This is a genomic window from Enterobacter sp. SM3 (assembly GCF_009811935.2).
Lineage (GTDB): Bacteria > Pseudomonadota > Gammaproteobacteria > Enterobacterales > Enterobacteriaceae > Enterobacter > Enterobacter asburiae_D.
Genome location: NZ_CP099971.1, coordinates 4710471 through 4727314, shown reverse-complemented (window position 1 = coordinate 4727314; position 16844 = coordinate 4710471). Strand labels below are relative to the sequence as shown.

General features: G+C 55.7%; 15 protein-coding genes. 6 read left to right on the top strand and 9 right to left on the bottom strand.

What is annotated here, in order from left to right:
• Nucleotides 1–19 precede the first annotated feature (19 nt).
• Complete coding sequence (locus tag GVO84_RS22210; RefSeq protein ID WP_014885705.1) at nucleotides 20–865, bottom strand: MIP/aquaporin family protein; 846 nt, start codon at nucleotides 863–865, stop codon at nucleotides 20–22.
• A 399-nt stretch (nucleotides 866–1264) separates the two neighbouring features.
• On the opposite strand from GVO84_RS22210, the gene zapB reads away from it, so the two are divergent.
• Complete coding sequence (gene zapB, locus GVO84_RS22205) at nucleotides 1265–1504, top strand: septal ring assembly protein ZapB (RefSeq protein WP_010436935.1); 240 nt, start codon at nucleotides 1265–1267, stop codon at nucleotides 1502–1504.
• Nucleotides 1505–2070: 566 nt separating this feature from the next.
• Here zapB and rraA read toward each other — a convergent pair.
• The 7 genes from rraA to priA form a co-directional block, all read right to left on the bottom strand.
• Nucleotides 2071–2556, bottom strand: coding sequence for a ribonuclease E activity regulator RraA (rraA, locus tag GVO84_RS22200; RefSeq protein WP_023309687.1), 486 nt, complete (start codon nucleotides 2554–2556; stop codon nucleotides 2071–2073).
• 92 nt (nucleotides 2557–2648) lie between these two features.
• The gene (gene menA / locus GVO84_RS22195; protein ID WP_159515139.1) at nucleotides 2649–3569 is read right to left on the bottom strand and encodes a 1,4-dihydroxy-2-naphthoate polyprenyltransferase; all 921 of its coding nucleotides are present in this window, start codon (nucleotides 3567–3569) and stop codon (nucleotides 2649–2651) included.
• Nucleotides 3570–3637: 68 nt separating this feature from the next.
• Nucleotides 3638–4972, bottom strand: a complete 1335-nt coding sequence (gene hslU / locus GVO84_RS22190) for an HslU--HslV peptidase ATPase subunit (protein ID WP_023309685.1) — start codon at nucleotides 4970–4972, stop codon at nucleotides 3638–3640.
• Nucleotides 4973–4981: 9 nt separating this feature from the next.
• Nucleotides 4982–5512, bottom strand: coding sequence for an ATP-dependent protease subunit HslV (hslV, locus tag GVO84_RS22185; RefSeq protein ID WP_008501802.1), 531 nt, complete (start codon nucleotides 5510–5512; stop codon nucleotides 4982–4984).
• A 94-nt stretch (nucleotides 5513–5606) separates the two neighbouring features.
• On the bottom strand, nucleotides 5607–6602 hold the full coding sequence (ftsN, locus tag GVO84_RS22180; protein WP_159515138.1) for a cell division protein FtsN: 996 nt from the start codon (nucleotides 6600–6602) through the stop codon (nucleotides 5607–5609).
• A 93-nt stretch (nucleotides 6603–6695) separates the two neighbouring features.
• Nucleotides 6696–7721 carry a DNA-binding transcriptional regulator CytR gene (gene cytR / locus GVO84_RS22175; protein WP_023309683.1) on the bottom strand — a complete coding sequence of 342 codons (1026 nt, stop codon included), beginning with the start codon at nucleotides 7719–7721 and terminating at the stop codon, nucleotides 6696–6698.
• Nucleotides 7722–7840: 119 nt separating this feature from the next.
• Complete coding sequence (gene priA, locus GVO84_RS22170; protein ID WP_159515137.1) at nucleotides 7841–10036, bottom strand: primosomal protein N'; 2196 nt, start codon at nucleotides 10034–10036, stop codon at nucleotides 7841–7843.
• A gap of 200 nt (nucleotides 10037–10236) precedes the next feature.
• Between priA and rpmE the strand changes: the two genes are divergently transcribed.
• Together rpmE and GVO84_RS22160 are read left to right on the top strand one after the other, a co-directional pair.
• Entirely contained in the window at nucleotides 10237–10449 is a 213-nt protein-coding gene (rpmE, locus tag GVO84_RS22165) for a 50S ribosomal protein L31 (protein ID WP_003862040.1), read from the top strand.
• A gap of 314 nt (nucleotides 10450–10763) precedes the next feature.
• On the top strand, nucleotides 10764–11444 hold the full coding sequence (locus tag GVO84_RS22160) for an oligogalacturonate-specific porin KdgM family protein (protein ID WP_063144388.1): 681 nt from the start codon (nucleotides 10764–10766) through the stop codon (nucleotides 11442–11444).
• Between the two features lie 42 nt (nucleotides 11445–11486).
• Here the strand turns inward: GVO84_RS22160 and metJ are convergent, their stop codons facing one another.
• Nucleotides 11487–11804: a met regulon transcriptional regulator MetJ gene (gene metJ / locus GVO84_RS22155; protein WP_015966498.1), complete on the bottom strand. Its 318-nt coding sequence runs from the start codon at nucleotides 11802–11804 to the stop codon at nucleotides 11487–11489.
• Between the two features lie 276 nt (nucleotides 11805–12080).
• Between metJ and metB the strand changes: the two genes are divergently transcribed.
• The 3 genes from metB (at nucleotide 12081) to metF (ending at nucleotide 16836) form a co-directional block, all read left to right on the top strand.
• Nucleotides 12081–13241 carry a cystathionine gamma-synthase gene (gene metB, locus GVO84_RS22150; RefSeq protein WP_063144389.1) on the top strand — a complete coding sequence of 387 codons (1161 nt, stop codon included), beginning with the start codon at nucleotides 12081–12083 and terminating at the stop codon, nucleotides 13239–13241.
• A gap of 2 nt (nucleotides 13242–13243) precedes the next feature.
• Nucleotides 13244–15676, top strand: a complete 2433-nt coding sequence (locus tag GVO84_RS22145) for a bifunctional aspartate kinase/homoserine dehydrogenase II (protein ID WP_023333850.1) — start codon at nucleotides 13244–13246, stop codon at nucleotides 15674–15676.
• A gap of 269 nt (nucleotides 15677–15945) precedes the next feature.
• Entirely contained in the window at nucleotides 15946–16836 is an 891-nt protein-coding gene (gene metF / locus GVO84_RS22140) for a methylenetetrahydrofolate reductase (protein ID WP_010436968.1), read from the top strand.
• Nucleotides 16837–16844 lie beyond the last annotated feature (8 nt).

The following is a 16844-nucleotide window of genomic DNA, read 5'->3' as shown; positions in this document are numbered from 1 at the left end:
TATGTGTCCCGTAGTCAGATTACAGCGAAGCTTTTTGTTGTGCGGTAGAAGTCGTTTCCTTCTCCTCTTCCACACAGGTGTCGCACGGTAAGTGGCGACCAATTAATTTGCGGTAGCTAAACGCACCCAGCGCAGCCCCGACAACCGGCGCAAACAGCGGTACCAGGAAGTAAGGAATGTCTTTGCCGCCTGTGAAGGCGACATCGCCCCAGCCTGCGATAAAGGCGAACGCTTTTGGTCCGATATCACGTGCCGGGTTCATCGCGAAGCCGGTCAGCGGGCCCATGGAGGCGCCAATCACCGCAATCAGCAGGCCAATCAGCAGGGGGGCCAGCGGGCCGCGCGGAATGCCGTTTCCGTCGTCGGTCAGCGCCAGGATAACGCCCATCAGAATAGCGGTAATCACCATTTCAACTGCGAACGCCTGCACAAAATTGATATGCGGGTTAGGGTAGGTTGAGAAGATGCCTGCCAGATCCAGACTTTCGACGCTGCCGCGTACCATATGATGCGTCTGTTCGAAGTCGATGAAAAGATTGTAATAAAGCCCGTAAACTAACGCCGCTGCGCAAAACGCGCCGGCAAACTGAGAAAGAATGAAAGGTACAACTTTGCGTCCGTCGAAGCACGCGAACAGCCACAGTGCGATTGTCACCGCCGGGTTAAGATGTGCACCAGAAACCCCTGCAGTCAGGTAGATGGCCATCGCCACGCCCAGACCCCAGATGATACTGATTTCCCACTGACCAAAACTGGCACCCGCCACTTTCAGTGCAGCGACACAGCCCACTCCGAAGAATATCAACAACCCGGTACCAAGGAACTCGGCAATGCACTGGCCTTTTAAGGTTGATGTCTGACTCATAATCGGAATCCTGAAGAAATTGATGTTTATTGTTAGCATGACCGCCCGTGACAGCCACGATGCCCTGTAGACATAGTGTTAATTTATCGTTAACGAGCAAAAACGAGAAATATCGAAATCAAAATGTGTGGTCTGCGTCAATAAAATGAGCGTTTTCGCGCCATAAAGCACATTTTTGCATCAGTACAGGAATGTGAGCTGAATCATTTCATTAACGAATCAGTTAACAATTTAGGGGTATATGACGCGAACGCACCAGGACCAGACCTAAAAGTGTTGCAAACCGCGATCTGCGCGGTGTGTCGCTGGACACAGAGCGCCGCGCTCCATACAATCGACGGTATATGTCGTGCGCGTTTATGTTAAAGCGTCGCCTTGCAATTCAGGAGAGGTAGCATCATGTCTTTAGAAGTGTTTGAGAAACTGGAATCGAAAGTACAGCAGGCGATTGACACCATCACCCTGCTGCAGATGGAAATTGAAGAGCTGAAAGAGAAGAACAACAGCCTGGCGCAGGAAGTTCAGAACGCTCAGCACGGCCGCGAAGAACTGGAGCGCGAAAACAACCAGCTGCGCGAACAGCAGAACGGTTGGCAGGATCGCCTGCAGGCGCTGCTGGGACGTATGGAAGAAGTCTGATTCCCATTGGGATGAACTGAACAGGCCGGGTAAGGCGAAGCCACCACCCGGCTTTTTTATGCCTGCAATAAAAAAGGCCGCCAGAGGCGGCCTTAACGCTACTTGTCCTGCGCTGTCATAGTAAGAGCAATCAACACATTCGGTTCATCACTCTTTACAACGAGTACGCTGGCGACAATGAACGCGATACATAAATAGCGTTTCATTATGCGGTCCCTGCAGCTAACCGCTCCACCGTTCACCACCGGTGATAAGTCGGTGGACACAAGCCTGGTTAAAGGCTGCTTTACGGTTGTGAGTACACCTTTCCCTGGACCGATGCCCATTTGCGAAATGGCGGAAAGGGACGCAGCATCATAATGAGCAACAGCAGCGTAGTTAAGGTTTTCATAGATAATTAGGAATTTATAAAGGGTTGATGGGGTTACCTGAGGTTTGAACCAGGGTAAGATAAAAATCCTGGTTAAAGGTTGCAAAACTTCCCAACGGACCGCGAATCCCGAGGGACAAAAAAAACCGCCACATTGCTGTTGGCGGTTTTTTTATGGTTCACGCTTACGGTTTTACTACTCGATATCCAGCGGATCTTCGGACAGGATAATACCGGTATTATCGGCGTAGAGATGGTCCCCGGAGAAGAAGGTCACGCCGCCGAAATTGACGCGCACGTCGCTTTCGCCGATACCGTCACCCGCCGCCCCTACCGGTATGGCCGCGATGGCCTGAATCCCGATATCCAGGTCTTCCAGATCGTCCACCTGACGCACTGAACCGTACACCACAAGGCCTTCCCACTCATTCTGGACGGCAATGCCGGCCAGTTCAGCATCAATTAATGCACGGCGCACGGAACCGCCGCCGTCGACCACAAGAACGCGGCCGCGGCCATTCTGTTCGAGCAGATCGTACAGCAACCCGTTGTCCTCGAAACATTTCACCGTGACGATCTGTCCGCCAAACGACGACCGCCCACCAAAGTTGGAGAACAGCGGTTCAACGACGTTGACATCTTCCTGGTAGATGTCACAAAGCTCGGAGGTATCGTATTTCATAGGTTTAACGCTCAGTTGCTGCGAATGTGTTCAGTATATCGTGCGAAATGCGTTGTTGGCAAAATCATCAATTGTTAATTGATATTTGTCAGCTAACGCAGCGTCTGGCTTAACACAATCCCGATGACGAACAACAGGTTAGTCAGCAGCGCGCCTTTTACCGTGCGCTCCAGCATTGGCGGCATGGCGGACGGGCTGAGTTCACGCATCACAAAACGGGCCTGCTTAATCAGCAGCGGCGCGGCAAGCACAAACAGCCAGCCCCACAGGCTCTGCAAGGAAATCAGATTAAACAGCGCCAGGCAAACCAGCGCGCCAATGAGCAGGCAGGCATGATAGCGGCGGGCATTGACCGGCCCCAGACGAACCGCCAGGGTATTTTTGCCGTTCTCGCGATCGCTGTTGATGTCGCGCAGGTTGTTGATGTTGAGCACCGCCGTCGCCAGCAGGCCGCAGGCGGTTGCGGGCAGGAACAGGGCAGGGATCACCGTATGCGCCTGCAGGTACCAGCTTCCCATCACGCTCAGCCAGCCGAAGAACACCAGTACGGAGATATCGCCAAGCCCAATATAACCGTAAGGACGCGTGCCGACGGTGTAGGTGATGGCCGCGATAATGGCCAATAAGCCCAGCACCAGGAAGCCAATAAAATCGCTGGTGGTCTTAGACGCCACCGTCACCAGCGCCAGGCCGGATACGCAGATCAGCACCACGGTGATAATCAGCGCGCGTTTCATCTGCGACTGGGTAATCATCCCTTTCTGCATTCCGCGCAGTGGCCCTATGCGGTCCGGCTTGTCGCTGCCCTTTACCGCGTCGCCGTAGTCGTTGGCGAGATTGGAGAGGATTTGCAGCAGGCCAGCGGTAATCAATGCCAGCGCGGCGACCAGCGGATCAAAATAACCCTGCCACCAGGCAAGGGCGGTGCCGACGATAATCGCGGCAAAGGCCAGAGGAAGTGTTTTAGGGCGCAGACTTTCGAGCCACGCCTGAGTACGGCTGATGTCAGTCATAAGTATTTAGCCAATAAAAATGGGGGCATTAGCCCCCATTAAACGTGATGAGAATCCAGTAACCGCGATTATAGGATAAAACGGCTCAGATCTTCATCTGCCACTAACGCATCCAGATGTTTACTCACATATTCTGCGTCAATGGTAACGGTTTGACCGTTAAGGTCGCTCGCGTCGTAAGAGATATCTTCTACCAGGCGTTCCAGCACGGTATGCAAGCGACGCGCACCGATGTTCTCGGTGGTTTCGTTGACCTGCCATGCGGCCTGGGCAATACGTTTGATACCGTCTTCGGTGAACTCGAGGTTCACGCCTTCGGTCGCCATCAGCGCTTTGTACTGTACGGTAGCAGAGGCGTTTGGCTCGGTCAGGATACGTTCGAAATCTTCGGTGGTCAGCGCCTGCAGCTCAACGCGGATAGGCAGACGCCCCTGCAGTTCGGGGATCAGATCCGACGGGCTGGCAACCTGGAACGCACCGGAAGCGATAAACAGGATGTGGTCCGTTTTCACCATACCGTGCTTGGTGGAGACAGTGCAGCCTTCAACCAGCGGCAGCAGGTCGCGCTGAACGCCTTCGCGGGACACGTCCGGGCCGGAGCTGTTGCCGCCGCGCTTACAAATTTTGTCAATTTCGTCGATAAACACGATGCCGTGCTGCTCAACCGCGTCGATAGCATCCTGCTTCAGCTCTTCCGGATTTACCAGCTTCGCCGCTTCTTCTTCAATCAGCAGCTTCATCGCGTCTTTAATTTTCAGCTTACGCGCTTTCTGCTTCTGGCCGCCCAGGTTCTGGAACATGGACTGCAGCTGGCTGGTCATCTCTTCCATGCCCGGAGGCGCCATGATTTCCACACCCATTGGCGCGGCAGCGAGATCGATCTCAATCTCTTTGTCGTCCAGCTGGCCTTCACGCAGCTTCTTGCGGAATGCCTGACGCGCAGCGGACGGTTCCGCCTGCTGTTCTGCCTGGCCCCAGTTGTTTTTTGCCGGTGGGATCAGCACGTCGAGAATGCGCTCTTCGGCCATCTCTTCCGCACGGTAGCGGTTTTTCTCGATCGCCTGGACGCGCACCATCTTGATCGCCGAGTCGGTCAGATCGCGGATGATGGAGTCCACTTCTTTACCCACATAGCCCACTTCGGTGAACTTGGTGGCTTCAACTTTAATGAACGGTGCGTTAGCCAGCTTCGCCAGACGACGGGCGATTTCGGTTTTACCGACGCCGGTCGGGCCGATCATCAGAATGTTTTTCGGCGTCACTTCGTGGCGCAGCTCTTCGTCAAGCTGCATACGACGCCAGCGGTTACGCAGAGCGATAGCCACGGAACGCTTGGCGTTATCCTGGCCGATAATGTGTTTGTTCAGTTCGCTGACAATTTCGCGTGGGGTCATTTCAGACATGGGAGATCCTTACGCTTTGGAGGTCAATTCTTCGATGGTGTGGTTGTGGTTGGTATAAATGCAGATATCACCTGCAATATCCAACGCCTTCACCGCGATATCACGTGCGTTCATGTCGGTATTTTCCAACAGCGCGCGGGCTGCAGCCTGGGCATAAGGGCCGCCAGAGCCGATGGCAATCAGGTCATTTTCCGGCTGAATCACGTCACCGTTACCGGTGATGATCAGCGAGGCGGTTTCATCGGCTACCGCCAGCAGCGCTTCAAGCTTGCGCAGCATGCGGTCGGTACGCCAGTCTTTCGCCAGCTCAACGGCAGCTTTCACCAGATGACCCTGGTGCATTTCCAGTTTGCGTTCAAACAGTTCAAACAGCGTGAAGGCGTCCGCCGTGCCGCCTGCAAAACCGGCGATCACTTTGTCGTTGTAGAGGCGGCGCACTTTCTTCACGTTGCCTTTCATGACGGTATTACCCAGCGTGGCCTGGCCATCACCGGCGATTACCACATGGCCGTTACGGCGTACACTTACTATTGTTGTCACGAGCAGACCCCCTGGTTACAGAATCGGGAAACAGAAGCCCTGAGCCTGTGCTCAGGGCTGAATTAAATGATAGATGGGGGGGATTTTGGGGGTTTCAACCCCCGGAGGCGAGTCGAATGCAGTTTGTGTGGCCGGCCACTTTCAAACGCGAAATGGTGCCATCGGCATTTTCTTTGCCTTTGACCGGACCAATCACCACGCGATTCCAGCCGTTGTTGGTGGTAATACGCGAATCAAACCCTTCAAAGGCCAGCTGAGCACGCACCGTTTCCGCCTGCTCGGCGCCTTTGAACGAACCGCACTGTACCATCCAGCGGCGTTCATCTTTTTTCTCCGCCGTCTGCTTCGGCGCTTCGGTCTCTTTGGTGACCGGCGCGGCCTGCTGCGTTTTCGGCTGCTGCGCGGTGGTATGCGCAGGCGTCTGGAGCAGATCCTGATACGGCTGAGCCGCCTGTTTCTGCGGCTGCGTTTTCGGCGGCTGTTGGACAGGCTGAGACTGCACCGTACGCGTCTGCTGCTGGTATGGCTGTTCCGTTACCCGCGGCTGTGCTTTCGGCTGCTGCACCGGCTGGGTTTGCGCCCATTGCTGTTGTTGCTGTTGCTGGATCTGCTGTTGCGCCTGACGCCGCTGCAGCGTTTGCTGGCGCTGCGCCGGGGTCTGCTCATTCCACGGCACTTCGTTCAGCTGCGTAGGCTGCTGGCGCATATCGGCCTGCATTTGTGCCAGTAGCTGACGCTGTTCATCCGTCAGCTGATTCGCATTCTGCACTTCACCACCCGCAGAAGGTTCGGTTGGCGCACGCACCCCAGGCTGACGGCTTTCCAGCTCTTTGATGTAGCGCCAGCGCTCTTCAGGCTTCGGAGGAAGGCCATTTCCGGCAACTTTACTGGCCTGAAGCGCCTCAGACTCTTCTTTTTTATGGTGCGTGATAAAGTACAGGCCACCAATAAAGGCGACGACTACAGCCGCAGCAATAGCGACCATTGCTGGCGATACAGCAGGCAGGTTACGTTGCTTTTTCCTTGAGCTACTCTTTTTGCGTCGCGAAGGTGCCGGCTGGCCGCGACGTACATAATCTCGTTGTGCCACTATCGTTTCGCTGTATTTATTCGTTCGTCAGTCCGCCATGTTACTTAAGCGGCGGGGCTTTGACCAGATAAGGGTATCCGAAAGACGTTTACTTTAAGTCAATGCCTGGGTAGTACCGCGAACAATCAGTTCGCAGTCCAGCAACCGCGAGCCGCTGCTAACTGTTTGACCGTGAAGCTGATCCAGCAGAAGCAGCATCGCTTCCCGGCCGATTTGATAGCGCGGCTGAGCGACCGTTGAGAGCGGCGGATCGCAAAATTCTGAAAGCGAAATATTATCGAATCCGATGATTGATAAATCTTTCGGTATCCGCAGACCGCGGCGTTTGGCGTACGATAATGCGCCCAGCGCCATCACGTCGCTGTGACAAAATACGGCGGTTGGCGGTTCAGGCAGGTCCAGAAGTTTCTCCAGCGCTTGTCCACCCGCGGCGAAGGTAAAATCACCGCGCGCAATGTAGTGTGGATCGACGGTGACGCCGGTACGGCGCAGCGCCTGGACGTAGCCCTGTAAGCGATAGTGACACAGCGGCATCTCTTCCGGCCCGGCAATACAGCCAATGCGCTTATGCCCCAGTTCCTGGAGATAGTTTACGGCGTTGAACGCGGCGGTGAGGTTATCAATATGGACCGTCGGCAGCTCCAGCTCTGGCGCAAACTCGTTGGCCATCACCATCGGCGGTAAATTACGCTGCTCTTCAATGCTGGCATCAAACGGCAGGCGAGAGCCAAGCAGCAGCATGCCGTCGATCTGCTTGGTGATAATGAGATCGATGAAGGTTTTTTCCTGCTGGTTCTGGTGAGCACAGTCGCCAATCAGCACCAGGTAACCCTGTTCCGCTGCGGTGACTTCAATACCGCGGATAATCTCGCTGAAGAAGGGGTCACAGATGTCCGGCACAATCACCAGAATGGTGCGCGACTCATTGCGTTTAACGTTACGCCCCATCGCCTGTGGGAAATAGCCCACTTCAAGCGCAGCCTGCTCTACCCGGTTACGGGTCGCCTGGGAGACTTTATCCGGGTTCATTAATGCGCGGGATACCGTTGCCGTAGAGACTTGTGCTTTCTGGGCAACGTCTTTCATGGTCGCCGGTGCAACCTCTTTCCTGGACTTCAACGTCTTCTCCTCGCCTGAACACCGAACTTCTGACATCACCATTTTTACAGATAGTTAATGGAATCGGTTACAGAATTTTCATAAAAAGTGTGAGGAGCGTTAAATTTTTCGATCCGTCTTCAGCCTTCGATGGGATCGACGTCCAGTACCCACTTCACTTTTCGCGCTTCCGGTAGGGTATTAATCAGTACCAGCGCACCGCTGACGATGTGCTGAAGACGAACCCTCGAGGGGTGCTGGAGCAAAATTTGCCAGCGAAAACGTCCGCCGCGTTTTGGGGCCAACGCTGGAACCGGGCCCAAAATCCACAGCTGATTATCCACCAGCGGGCTGGCCTGCAGGAGGTTTCTCAGCTGCTGCAGGAAAAGCGGCGCCTGCTGGTTGTTATGATCTTCCGCGCGGATGATGACGTGGCTGGTCCACGGCGGCAGCTGCATGGTCTGGCGTTCGGCCAGCGCCTGCTCGGCAAAGGCGTCATAGCCTTTATGGAGGAGGGTTTGCAGCAGCGGGTGCTCAGGATGGTGCGTTTGCAGCACCACTTCGCCCTGTTTACCGGCGCGACCGGCACGCCCTGCTACCTGGGTATAAAGCTGGGCGAAGCGCTCGGCTGAGCGGAAATCTGCCGAGAACAGCGCGCCATCCACGTCCAGCAGGGCGACCAGCGTCACGTCCGGGAAGTGGTGGCCTTTGGCCAGCATCTGGGTGCCAATCAGGATGCGCGCGCCGCCGCGATGCACTTCCGCCAGCTGCTGTTCCAGCGCGCCTTTGCGGCTGGTGGTGTCCCGGTCGATACGCGAAATAGGCACGTCCGGGAAGAAGGGGCCAAGCGCCTGTTCCAGCTGTTCCGTTCCCAGCCCCACCGGCACGATATGCGTGGAACCACACGACGGGCACTGGCGAGGAACCGGACGCTGGCTGTCGCAGTGGTGGCAGCGCAAATGCCGCTGGGCCTGGTGGAAGGTATAGTAGTGGTCGCAGCGCGGACACTCGGCAATCCAGCCGCAGTCGTGGCACAGCAGGGCGGGCGCGAAACCGCGTCGGTTAAGGAACAGGATCACCTGGTTGCCCGCCTGCAGGTGCTGGCGCATTCGGGTAATTAAGGCAGGCGCAAGCCCGGCCTGGACCTGCTGACCTTTCAGATCCAGTACGTGCTGAATGGCCGGACGGGCATTCCCCGCGCGACGCGTCAGGCGCAGCATGTGGTATTTGCGCTGGCGCACGTTGTGCAGCGTTTCGAGCGCAGGCGTGGCGGAGCCGAGAATAATAGGGATCTGCTCACTGTGCGCGCGATAAACAGCCAGATCGCGGGCGTGATAGCGCCAGCCTTCCTGCTGTTTATAGGAGCTGTCGTGTTCTTCGTCGATCACGATAACGCCGAGATTTTTAAACGGCGTAAACAGCGACGAGCGGGTGCCGATCACAATCGCCGCTTCGCCGTTTTTCGCTTTCAGCCAGGCGCTGAGGCGTTCGCTATCGTTCAGGCCGGAGTGCAGCACCTCAACCGGCGCGTTAAAGCGTTCGCGGAATCGGGCGATGGTTTGCGGCGTCAGGCCAATTTCCGGCACCATCACCAGCGCCTGTTTGCCCTGCGCGAGCACGTTTTCCAGCACGCTCAGGTAGACCTCCGTTTTGCCGGAACCCGTCACTCCTGCCAGCAGCCAGGCAGAGAAATGATCGGAGGCGCTATGAATCGCGCCCACGGCGGTGGCCTGCTCGGTATTCAGACGCAGGCGATCCCCTGAAACGGAGAAACTCTCGCGCCAGTCGTAAAGGGCTGGTGCTTCGCTTGCCAGTTCGCTTAGCCCTTTCTTTCTTAATGCCTGTAGCGCCGTTTCGCTGACCTCAAGCTCGTCGACCTGATGCCGCCAGATTTTCCCCTGACGCAGGGCGGCCAGCGCCTGCTGCTGTTTCTGCGAACGCTTCAGGCTGTTGATATCCACGGCCTGACCCTGCTCGGTAGCAAACCAGTACCACATCGGCGCGTGGCTGGCGCTCTTGCCCTGGCGCAGCATGATGGGTAGAGCGTGGAACAGGACGTCACCAATGGGGTGATGATAATAATCCGCCGCCCACAGCAGCAGTCGCCAGGTACTGGTGGAGTAAACAGGCTCGCTGTCCAGCACCTCAACGACCGACTTCAGTTCATTGAGCGGCAGTTCGCTTTGATCGCTGACGGAGACAACAATCCCCACGCGCTGCTGTTTGCCAAACGGCACGGTCACGCGACAGCCCGCTTTGGCGCTCATGCTGTCGGGCAGCAGGTAGTCAAAGGTGCGGGGAAGCGGAACGGGCAGGGCAACGTGAGCGACGGGCATCGAATCTTCCTGACTTGAAAAGTGGCGCGTTAGTATACACATTAGTGAAAGCGGCGTGCGGATCAGTTTGCATACGTTGGTCAAATTCTGTATGATTCGCCGCCTTTGGTGTATATTACGCCAGAGAAATTACATTCAACATCGCGTGGTGTCTGGCGTTAGGGCTGGAAGAGCGACGCGGCCTTAACTGAGGTTCTCCCATGAAAAAAGATATTCACCCGAAATACGAAATGATTACTGCAAACTGTTCTTGCGGTAACTCTATCCAGATCCGCTCTACCGTGGGCCACGATCTGAACCTGGACGTGTGCGGCAAATGCCACCCGTTCTACACTGGTAAGCAGCGTGATGTTGCAACCGGTGGCCGTGTTGACCGCTTCAACAAGCGTTTCAGCATCCCGGGCGCTAAATAAGCATCCAGGAAAAACCGCCTTCGGGCGGTTTTTTTGTGCCTGTTATACCCCTTCTGAATAAATCACATCTTAATATTTATATCTAAAATAATTAATTACGTATCATTGTATTAAATATATTTGTCTGATTTATTCTTTAACGGATAGTGAACTGTATCTCTCATTTCTTTAATTCTTTGCCATCCTTTTGACGGGGGTGTCAAAAATTAAAAGGTTTCTCTCGTTTCGTAAACTTACACTGCGCCCGTCATACATTCTTATTTGCCATGACGACACAGTGGCTTTCAGGGTGCGTTTACTTCGAGGGAAATGTTATGAAATTGAAGCAACTCTTATTTGTGCTTCCGTTAATATCGTGCGCGGCGCAGGCGGGATATGTGGACTACCGACACGAGTATTACGACGATGGGCGTAATTACGACCGTGTGTACATGTCACACCGCTTTGGCACCGGCTTTGGCGTAGCGGTTGAGGCGGTATCGCGCTCCGATAACAAGCAGTCTAACGACGCGCTTAATAATATGGAAAGTAACAGCAACGAATATACCGCAAGCTATCAATTTACCTGGCAAGGTTTTATCTGGCAGCCGGGCGTCGCCGTTGAAATGGGTGATGACATGGCCATCTATAAGCCTTATCTGCGCGTGCAGTATAATATTAATGACAGCTGGTGGACGGCGTTTCGTTATCGTACGGAATACACTCGCCGCAATGCGGACGGAAAAGATGACCGTATGGTTTATCGTCCGGAAATGTGGCTGGGTTATAATATTGATGGCTGGATGTTCGAGCTAAACGGCATATATAAATTCGCCGACAACGAAGACCTGTATAACAATAAAAAAGAAGATTACGAATATAACTTCCGCGTGGCGTATAATATCGACTCGTGGATCCCCTTTGTGGAAGTGGGCAACGTCTCTTCCGGCTATAACACCGCCACCAGCGACGACCGCCAGACGCGTCTGCGCGTGGGTTTAGGCTACAACTTCTAAGAAACCATCCCGCTGAGTAACCTCAGCGGGATCGCACCGCAGTTAGTATTCCCAAGTCTCCGGGTCAATGCCCAGTTCACGCATGATGACTTTCGCCTCTTCCGGGATTTCATCACTACGCTCTTTGCGCAGATCTTCATCGTTCGGCAACGGTTGACCGGTAAACGCATGCAGGAACGCTTCGCACAGCAGTTCGCTGTTGGTCGCGTGGCGCAGGTTGTTCACCTGACGACGCGTACGTTCATCGGTGAGGATCTTCAACACCTTCAGAGGAATAGAAACCGTAATTTTCTTTACTTGTTCACTCTTCTTACCGTGCTCAGCGTATGGGCTGATATATTCGCCGCTCCATTCAGCCATGAGATACCTTTAATCCTCTCAGTCATTTATTTAAAGGTGCAAAACCTGTAACCACCCGTTTTGAACCGCAATCTTGCCTAGTTTACCGTAGAGACGATACCGTGGCACGGATATTGCCGCTGCAGCGTGCACTAAAGCATATAATTTTAACGGCTATTTGCGCATTGCTCAATCTATACGCAAAGAAGTTTAGATGTCCAGATGTATTGACGTCCATACTTTCAATGTTTACTCTGGTGCCTGACTTTTCACCTCATTCGCCAGGAAGCCCTCACCATGACGCGTAAACAGGCCACTATTGCAGTGCGTAGCGGATTAAATGATGACGAGCAGTACGGCTGCGTTGTCCCGCCGATTCATCTTTCCAGTACCTACAATTTCACCGGATTTAATGAACCCCGCGCGCATGATTATTCGCGTCGTGGCAACCCTACGCGTGACGTGACCCAGCGTACGCTGGCCGAGCTGGAAGGTGGCGCAGGTGCAGTATTAACCAATACGGGGATGTCCGCCATTCACCTGGTGACCACGGTGTTCCTGAAACCAGGTGACCTGCTGGTCGCGCCGCACGATTGCTACGGCGGCAGCTATCGCCTGTTTGATAGCCTGGCGAAACGCGGCTGCTATCGCGTGCTGTTTGTCGATCAAAACGACGAACAGGCGCTGAAACAGGCGCTGGCAGAGAAGCCAAAGCTGGTTCTGGTGGAAAGTCCAAGCAATCCATTGTTGCGCGTTGTCGATATTGCGAAAATTTGTCAGCTCGCAAGGGATGCGGGAGCGATAAGTGTAGTGGATAATACGTTCCTCAGTCCGGCCCTTCAGAACCCACTCGCACTGGGTGCCGATCTGGTATTGCATTCATGCACTAAATATCTGAACGGCCATTCTGATGTGGTAGCGGGCGTGGTGATTGCCAAAGATCCCGACGTTGTCACCGAACTGGCATGGTGGGCCAATAATATTGGCGTCACCGCGGGTGCCTTCGACAGCTATCTGCTGTTGCGCGGCATCCGCACGCTGTCGCCGCGCATGGAAGTGGCGCAGCGCAATGCCCAGGCGATTGTCGATTTCCTGAAAACCCAGCCGCTGGTGAAGAAGCTCTATCACCCGTCGCTGCCGGAAAACCAGGGGCACGAGATTGCCGCGCGCCAGCAGAAGGGATTTGGCGCGATGTTAAGTTTTGAACTGGACGGTGACGAGCAAACGCTGCGTCGCTTCCTGAGCGGGCTGTCATTGTTTACGCTGGCGGAATCATTAGGTGGGGTTGAAAGCTTGATCTCCCACGCCGCGACCATGACGCACGCAGGTATGGCACCCGAAGCACGTGCCGCCGCCGGGATTTCTGAGACGCTGCTGCGGATCTCAACCGGTATTGAAGATTCTGAAGATTTAATTGCCGATCTGGAAAATGCCTTCCGGATCGCAGCCAAGGGGTAATCATGAGTGTGATAGCGCAGGCAGGGGCGAAGGGTCGTCAACTGCATAAGTTTGGTGGTAGTAGTCTTGCTGATGTGAAATGTTACCTGCGTGTCGCAGGGATCATGACGGAATATTCACAGCCGGGTGACATGATGGTTGTCTCGGCGGCGGGCAGCACCACCAACCAGTTGATTAGCTGGCTGAAACTGAGCCAGACCGATCGCCTTTCTGCGCATCAGGTGCAACAGTCCTTACGCCGTTACCAGAGCGAGCTGATTGCCGGCCTACTGCCTGCGGACGTGGCGGACGGGCTGATCAGCGCCTTCACGCATGACCTTGAGCGACTGGCTGCCCTGCTGGACAGCGGGATTACCGACGCGGTGTATGCCGAAGTGGTGGGCCACGGTGAAGTGTGGTCCGCGCGCCTGATGGCCGCCGTGCTGCAGCACCTGGGTGTGGAAGCGGCCTGGCTCGACGCGCGTGATTTCCTGCGCGCCGAACGCGCCGCGCAGCCGCAGGTGGATGAAGGGTTGTCCTACCCGCTGCTGCAACAGCTGCTGGTGCAGCATCCGGGCAAACGTATTGTCGTCACCGGCTTTATCAGCCGCAGCAACGCGGGCGAAACCGTGCTGCTGGGCCGTAACGGCTCGGACTACTCGGCAACGCAGATTGGTGCCCTGGCGGGCGTGTCCCGCGTCACCATCTGGAGCGACGTGGCCGGTGTTTACAGCGCGGACCCGCGTAAAGTAAAAGATGCCTGTCTGCTGCCGCTGCTGCGTCTCGACGAAGCCAGCGAGCTGGCGCGTCTGGCCGCGCCGGTACTGCACGCGCGCACGCTGCAGCCGGTTTCCGGCAGCGATATCGACCTCCAGCTGCGCTGCAGCTATACCCCGGATCAAGGCTCTACCCGTATTGAACGCGTACTGGCCTCCGGTACGGGCGCGCGTATTGTCACCAGCCACGACGACATCTGCCTGATTGAGTTCCAGGTGCCTGCGGGCCAGGACTTCAAACTGGCGCATAAAGATATCGATCTGGTATTAAAGCGCGCGCAGGTACGCCCGCTGGCCGTTGGCGTTCACAATGATCGCCAGCTACTGCAGTTCTGCTATACCGCTGAAGTGGCTGACAGCGCGCTGAAAATTCTGGATGAAGCGGGCCTGCCGGGCGAGCTTCGCCTGCGTCAGGGGCTGGCGCTGGTGGCGATGGTGGGTGCGGGCGTCACCCGTAACCCGCTGCACTGCCACCGCTTCTGGCAGCAGCTGAAAGGCCAGCCGGTGGAGTTCACCTGGCAGTCAGAAGAGGGCATCAGCCTGGTCGCCGTTCTGCGTAAAGGGCCAACCGAGAGCCTGATTCAGGGCCTGCACACCTCCCTGTTCCGCGCGGAAAAGCGCATCGGTCTGGTGCTGTTTGGTAAAGGCAACATCGGTTCACGCTGGCTGGAGCTGTTCGCCCGCGAGCAGGTCACGCTCTCGGCGCGTACCGGATTTGAATTCATTCTCGCGGGCGTGGTGGACAGCCGCCGTAGTCTGTTGAATTACGAAGGGCTGGACGCCAGCCGCGCGCTGGCCTTCTTTAATGATGAAGCCGTTGAGCAGGATGAAGAGTCGCTGTTCCTGTGGATGCGCGCGCACCCTTACGATGACCTGGTAGTGCTGGACGTGACCGCCAGCGAGCAGCTTGCGGATCAGTACCTTGATTTCGCCAGCCACGGCTTCCACGTCATCAGTGCGAACAAGCTGGCGGGGGCGAGCAGCACCGATAAATACCGCCAGATCCACGACGCGTTTGAAAAAACAGGGCGCCACTGGCTTTATAACGCCACTGTCGGGGCTGGCCTACCGGTTAACCACACTGTGCGTGACCTGATTGAAAGCGGCGATAGCATTCTGGCGCTGAGCGGTATCTTCTCGGGCACGCTCTCATGGCTGTTCCTGCAGTTTGACGGCACCGTACCGTTCACCGACCTGGTGGATCAGGCGTGGCAGCAGGGTTTAACGGAACCCGATCCGCGCGTTGACCTTTCCGGTAAAGACGTGATGCGTAAGCTGGTGATCCTGGCGCGTGAAGCCGGTTACGACATCGAACCGGATGCCGTACGCGTCGAATCGCTGGTGCCTGCCGGCTGTGAAGAAGGCTCTGTGGACCATTTCTTTGAAAATGGTGAAGAGCTTAACGAGCAGATGGTGCAGCGTCTGGAAGCCGCGAACGAGATGGGGCTGGTGCTGCGCTACGTGGCGCGTTTCGAGGCCAACGGGAAAGCGCGAGTCGGCGTCGAGGCGGTGCGTCCTGAACATCCGCTGGCGGCGCTGTTGCCGTGCGATAACGTCTTCGCCATCGAAAGCCGCTGGTACCGCGATAACCCGCTGGTGATCCGCGGTCCGGGCGCGGGGCGCGATGTCACTGCCGGGGCGATCCAGTCCGACATTAACCGTCTGGCTAAGCTGCTGTAACCCCTCACCCTAACCCTCTCCCCAAAGGGGAGAGGGGACTGCTCGGTGCGGTCTTTTCCCCCTCGCCCCTTTGGGGAGAGGGCCGGGGTGAGGGGCCTTCTCACCCTCATCCTGAATTTCTCTCATCTTCCCTGAGCAAACCTCACCGTTATTGTTGATTATTTATGTTGACGTCCCTCCGCTTTTCCGTCATTTTTACATCTGGACGTCTAAACGTATAGAAGTTCACAACACAACAGACAACGACATGCGATTGATAGAGGTAAGGTATGAGCTTTTTTCACGCCAACCAGCGGGAAGCACTGAATCAGAGCCTGGCCGAAGTAAACGGCCAGATTAACGTCTCTTTTGAATTTTTCCCGCCGCGCACCAGTGAAATGGAGCAAACCCTGTGGAGCTCTATCGATCGCCTGAGCAGCCTGAAACCGAAGTTTGTCTCCGTGACTTACGGTGCGAACTCCGGCGAGCGTGACCGTACGCACAGCATCATTAAAGGCATTAAAGATCGTACCGGTCTGGAAGCGGCTCCGCACCTCACCTGTATCGACGCCACCCGCGACGAGCTGCGGGCCATCGCCCAGGATTACTGGAATAACGGCATTCGTCATATTGTCGCGCTGCGCGGTGACCTGCCGCCGGGTAGCGGCAAGCCGGACATGTATGCCGCCGATCTGGTCGCGCTGCTGAAAGACGTGGCCGACTTTGATATCTCCGTTGCCGCTTATCCTGAAGTGCATCCGGAAGCGAAAAGCGCCCAGGCCGATCTGCTTAACCTCAAGCGTAAAGTGGACGCCGGTGCGAACCGCGCCATTACCCAGTTCTTCTTTGATGTGGAAAGCTACCTGCGCTTTCGCGACCGCTGCGTCTCCGCTGGCATCGACGTTGAAATTATCCCGGGTATTCTGCCGGTCTCTAACTTCAAGCAGGCGAAGAAATTTGCTGATATGACCAATGTGCGCATTCCGCTGTGGATGTCTAAAATGTACGAGGGGCTGGACGATGACCCGGAAACACGCAAGCTGGTGGGCGCAAATATCGCGATGGACATGGTGAAGATCTTAAGTCGTGAAGGGGTGAAGGATTTCCACTTCTACACGCTGAACCGTGCAGAGATGAGTTACGCCATATGCCACACGCTCGGCGTTAGACCAGGCGTGTAACAAAAAAA

Excerpts from the sequence above, each read along its gene's own strand:
- metJ (WP_015966498.1), bottom strand. The coding sequence starts at position 11,804 with ATGGCTGAATGGAGCGGCGAATATATCAGCCCATACGCTGAGCACGGT.
- GVO84_RS22145 (WP_023333850.1), top strand. The coding sequence starts at position 13,244 with ATGAGTGTGATAGCGCAGGCAGGGGCGAAGGGTCGTCAACTGCATAAG.
- GVO84_RS22210 (WP_014885705.1), bottom strand. The coding sequence starts at position 865 with ATGAGTCAGACATCAACCTTAAAAGGCCAGTGCATTGCCGAGTTCCTT.
- metF (WP_010436968.1), top strand. The coding sequence starts at position 15,946 with ATGAGCTTTTTTCACGCCAACCAGCGGGAAGCACTGAATCAGAGCCTG.
- hslU (WP_023309685.1), bottom strand. The coding sequence starts at position 4,972 with ATGTCTGAAATGACCCCACGCGAAATTGTCAGCGAACTGAACAAACAC.
- priA (WP_159515137.1), bottom strand. The coding sequence starts at position 10,036 with ATGCCCGTCGCTCACGTTGCCCTGCCCGTTCCGCTTCCCCGCACCTTT.
- menA (WP_159515139.1), bottom strand. The coding sequence starts at position 3,569 with ATGACTGACATCAGCCGTACTCAGGCGTGGCTCGAAAGTCTGCGCCCT.
- rpmE (WP_003862040.1), top strand. The coding sequence starts at position 10,237 with ATGAAAAAAGATATTCACCCGAAATACGAAATGATTACTGCAAACTGT.
- zapB (WP_010436935.1), top strand. The coding sequence starts at position 1,265 with ATGTCTTTAGAAGTGTTTGAGAAACTGGAATCGAAAGTACAGCAGGCG.
- metB (WP_063144389.1), top strand. The coding sequence starts at position 12,081 with ATGACGCGTAAACAGGCCACTATTGCAGTGCGTAGCGGATTAAATGAT.
- rraA (WP_023309687.1), bottom strand. The coding sequence starts at position 2,556 with ATGAAATACGATACCTCCGAGCTTTGTGACATCTACCAGGAAGATGTC.
- GVO84_RS22160 (WP_063144388.1), top strand. The coding sequence starts at position 10,764 with ATGAAATTGAAGCAACTCTTATTTGTGCTTCCGTTAATATCGTGCGCG.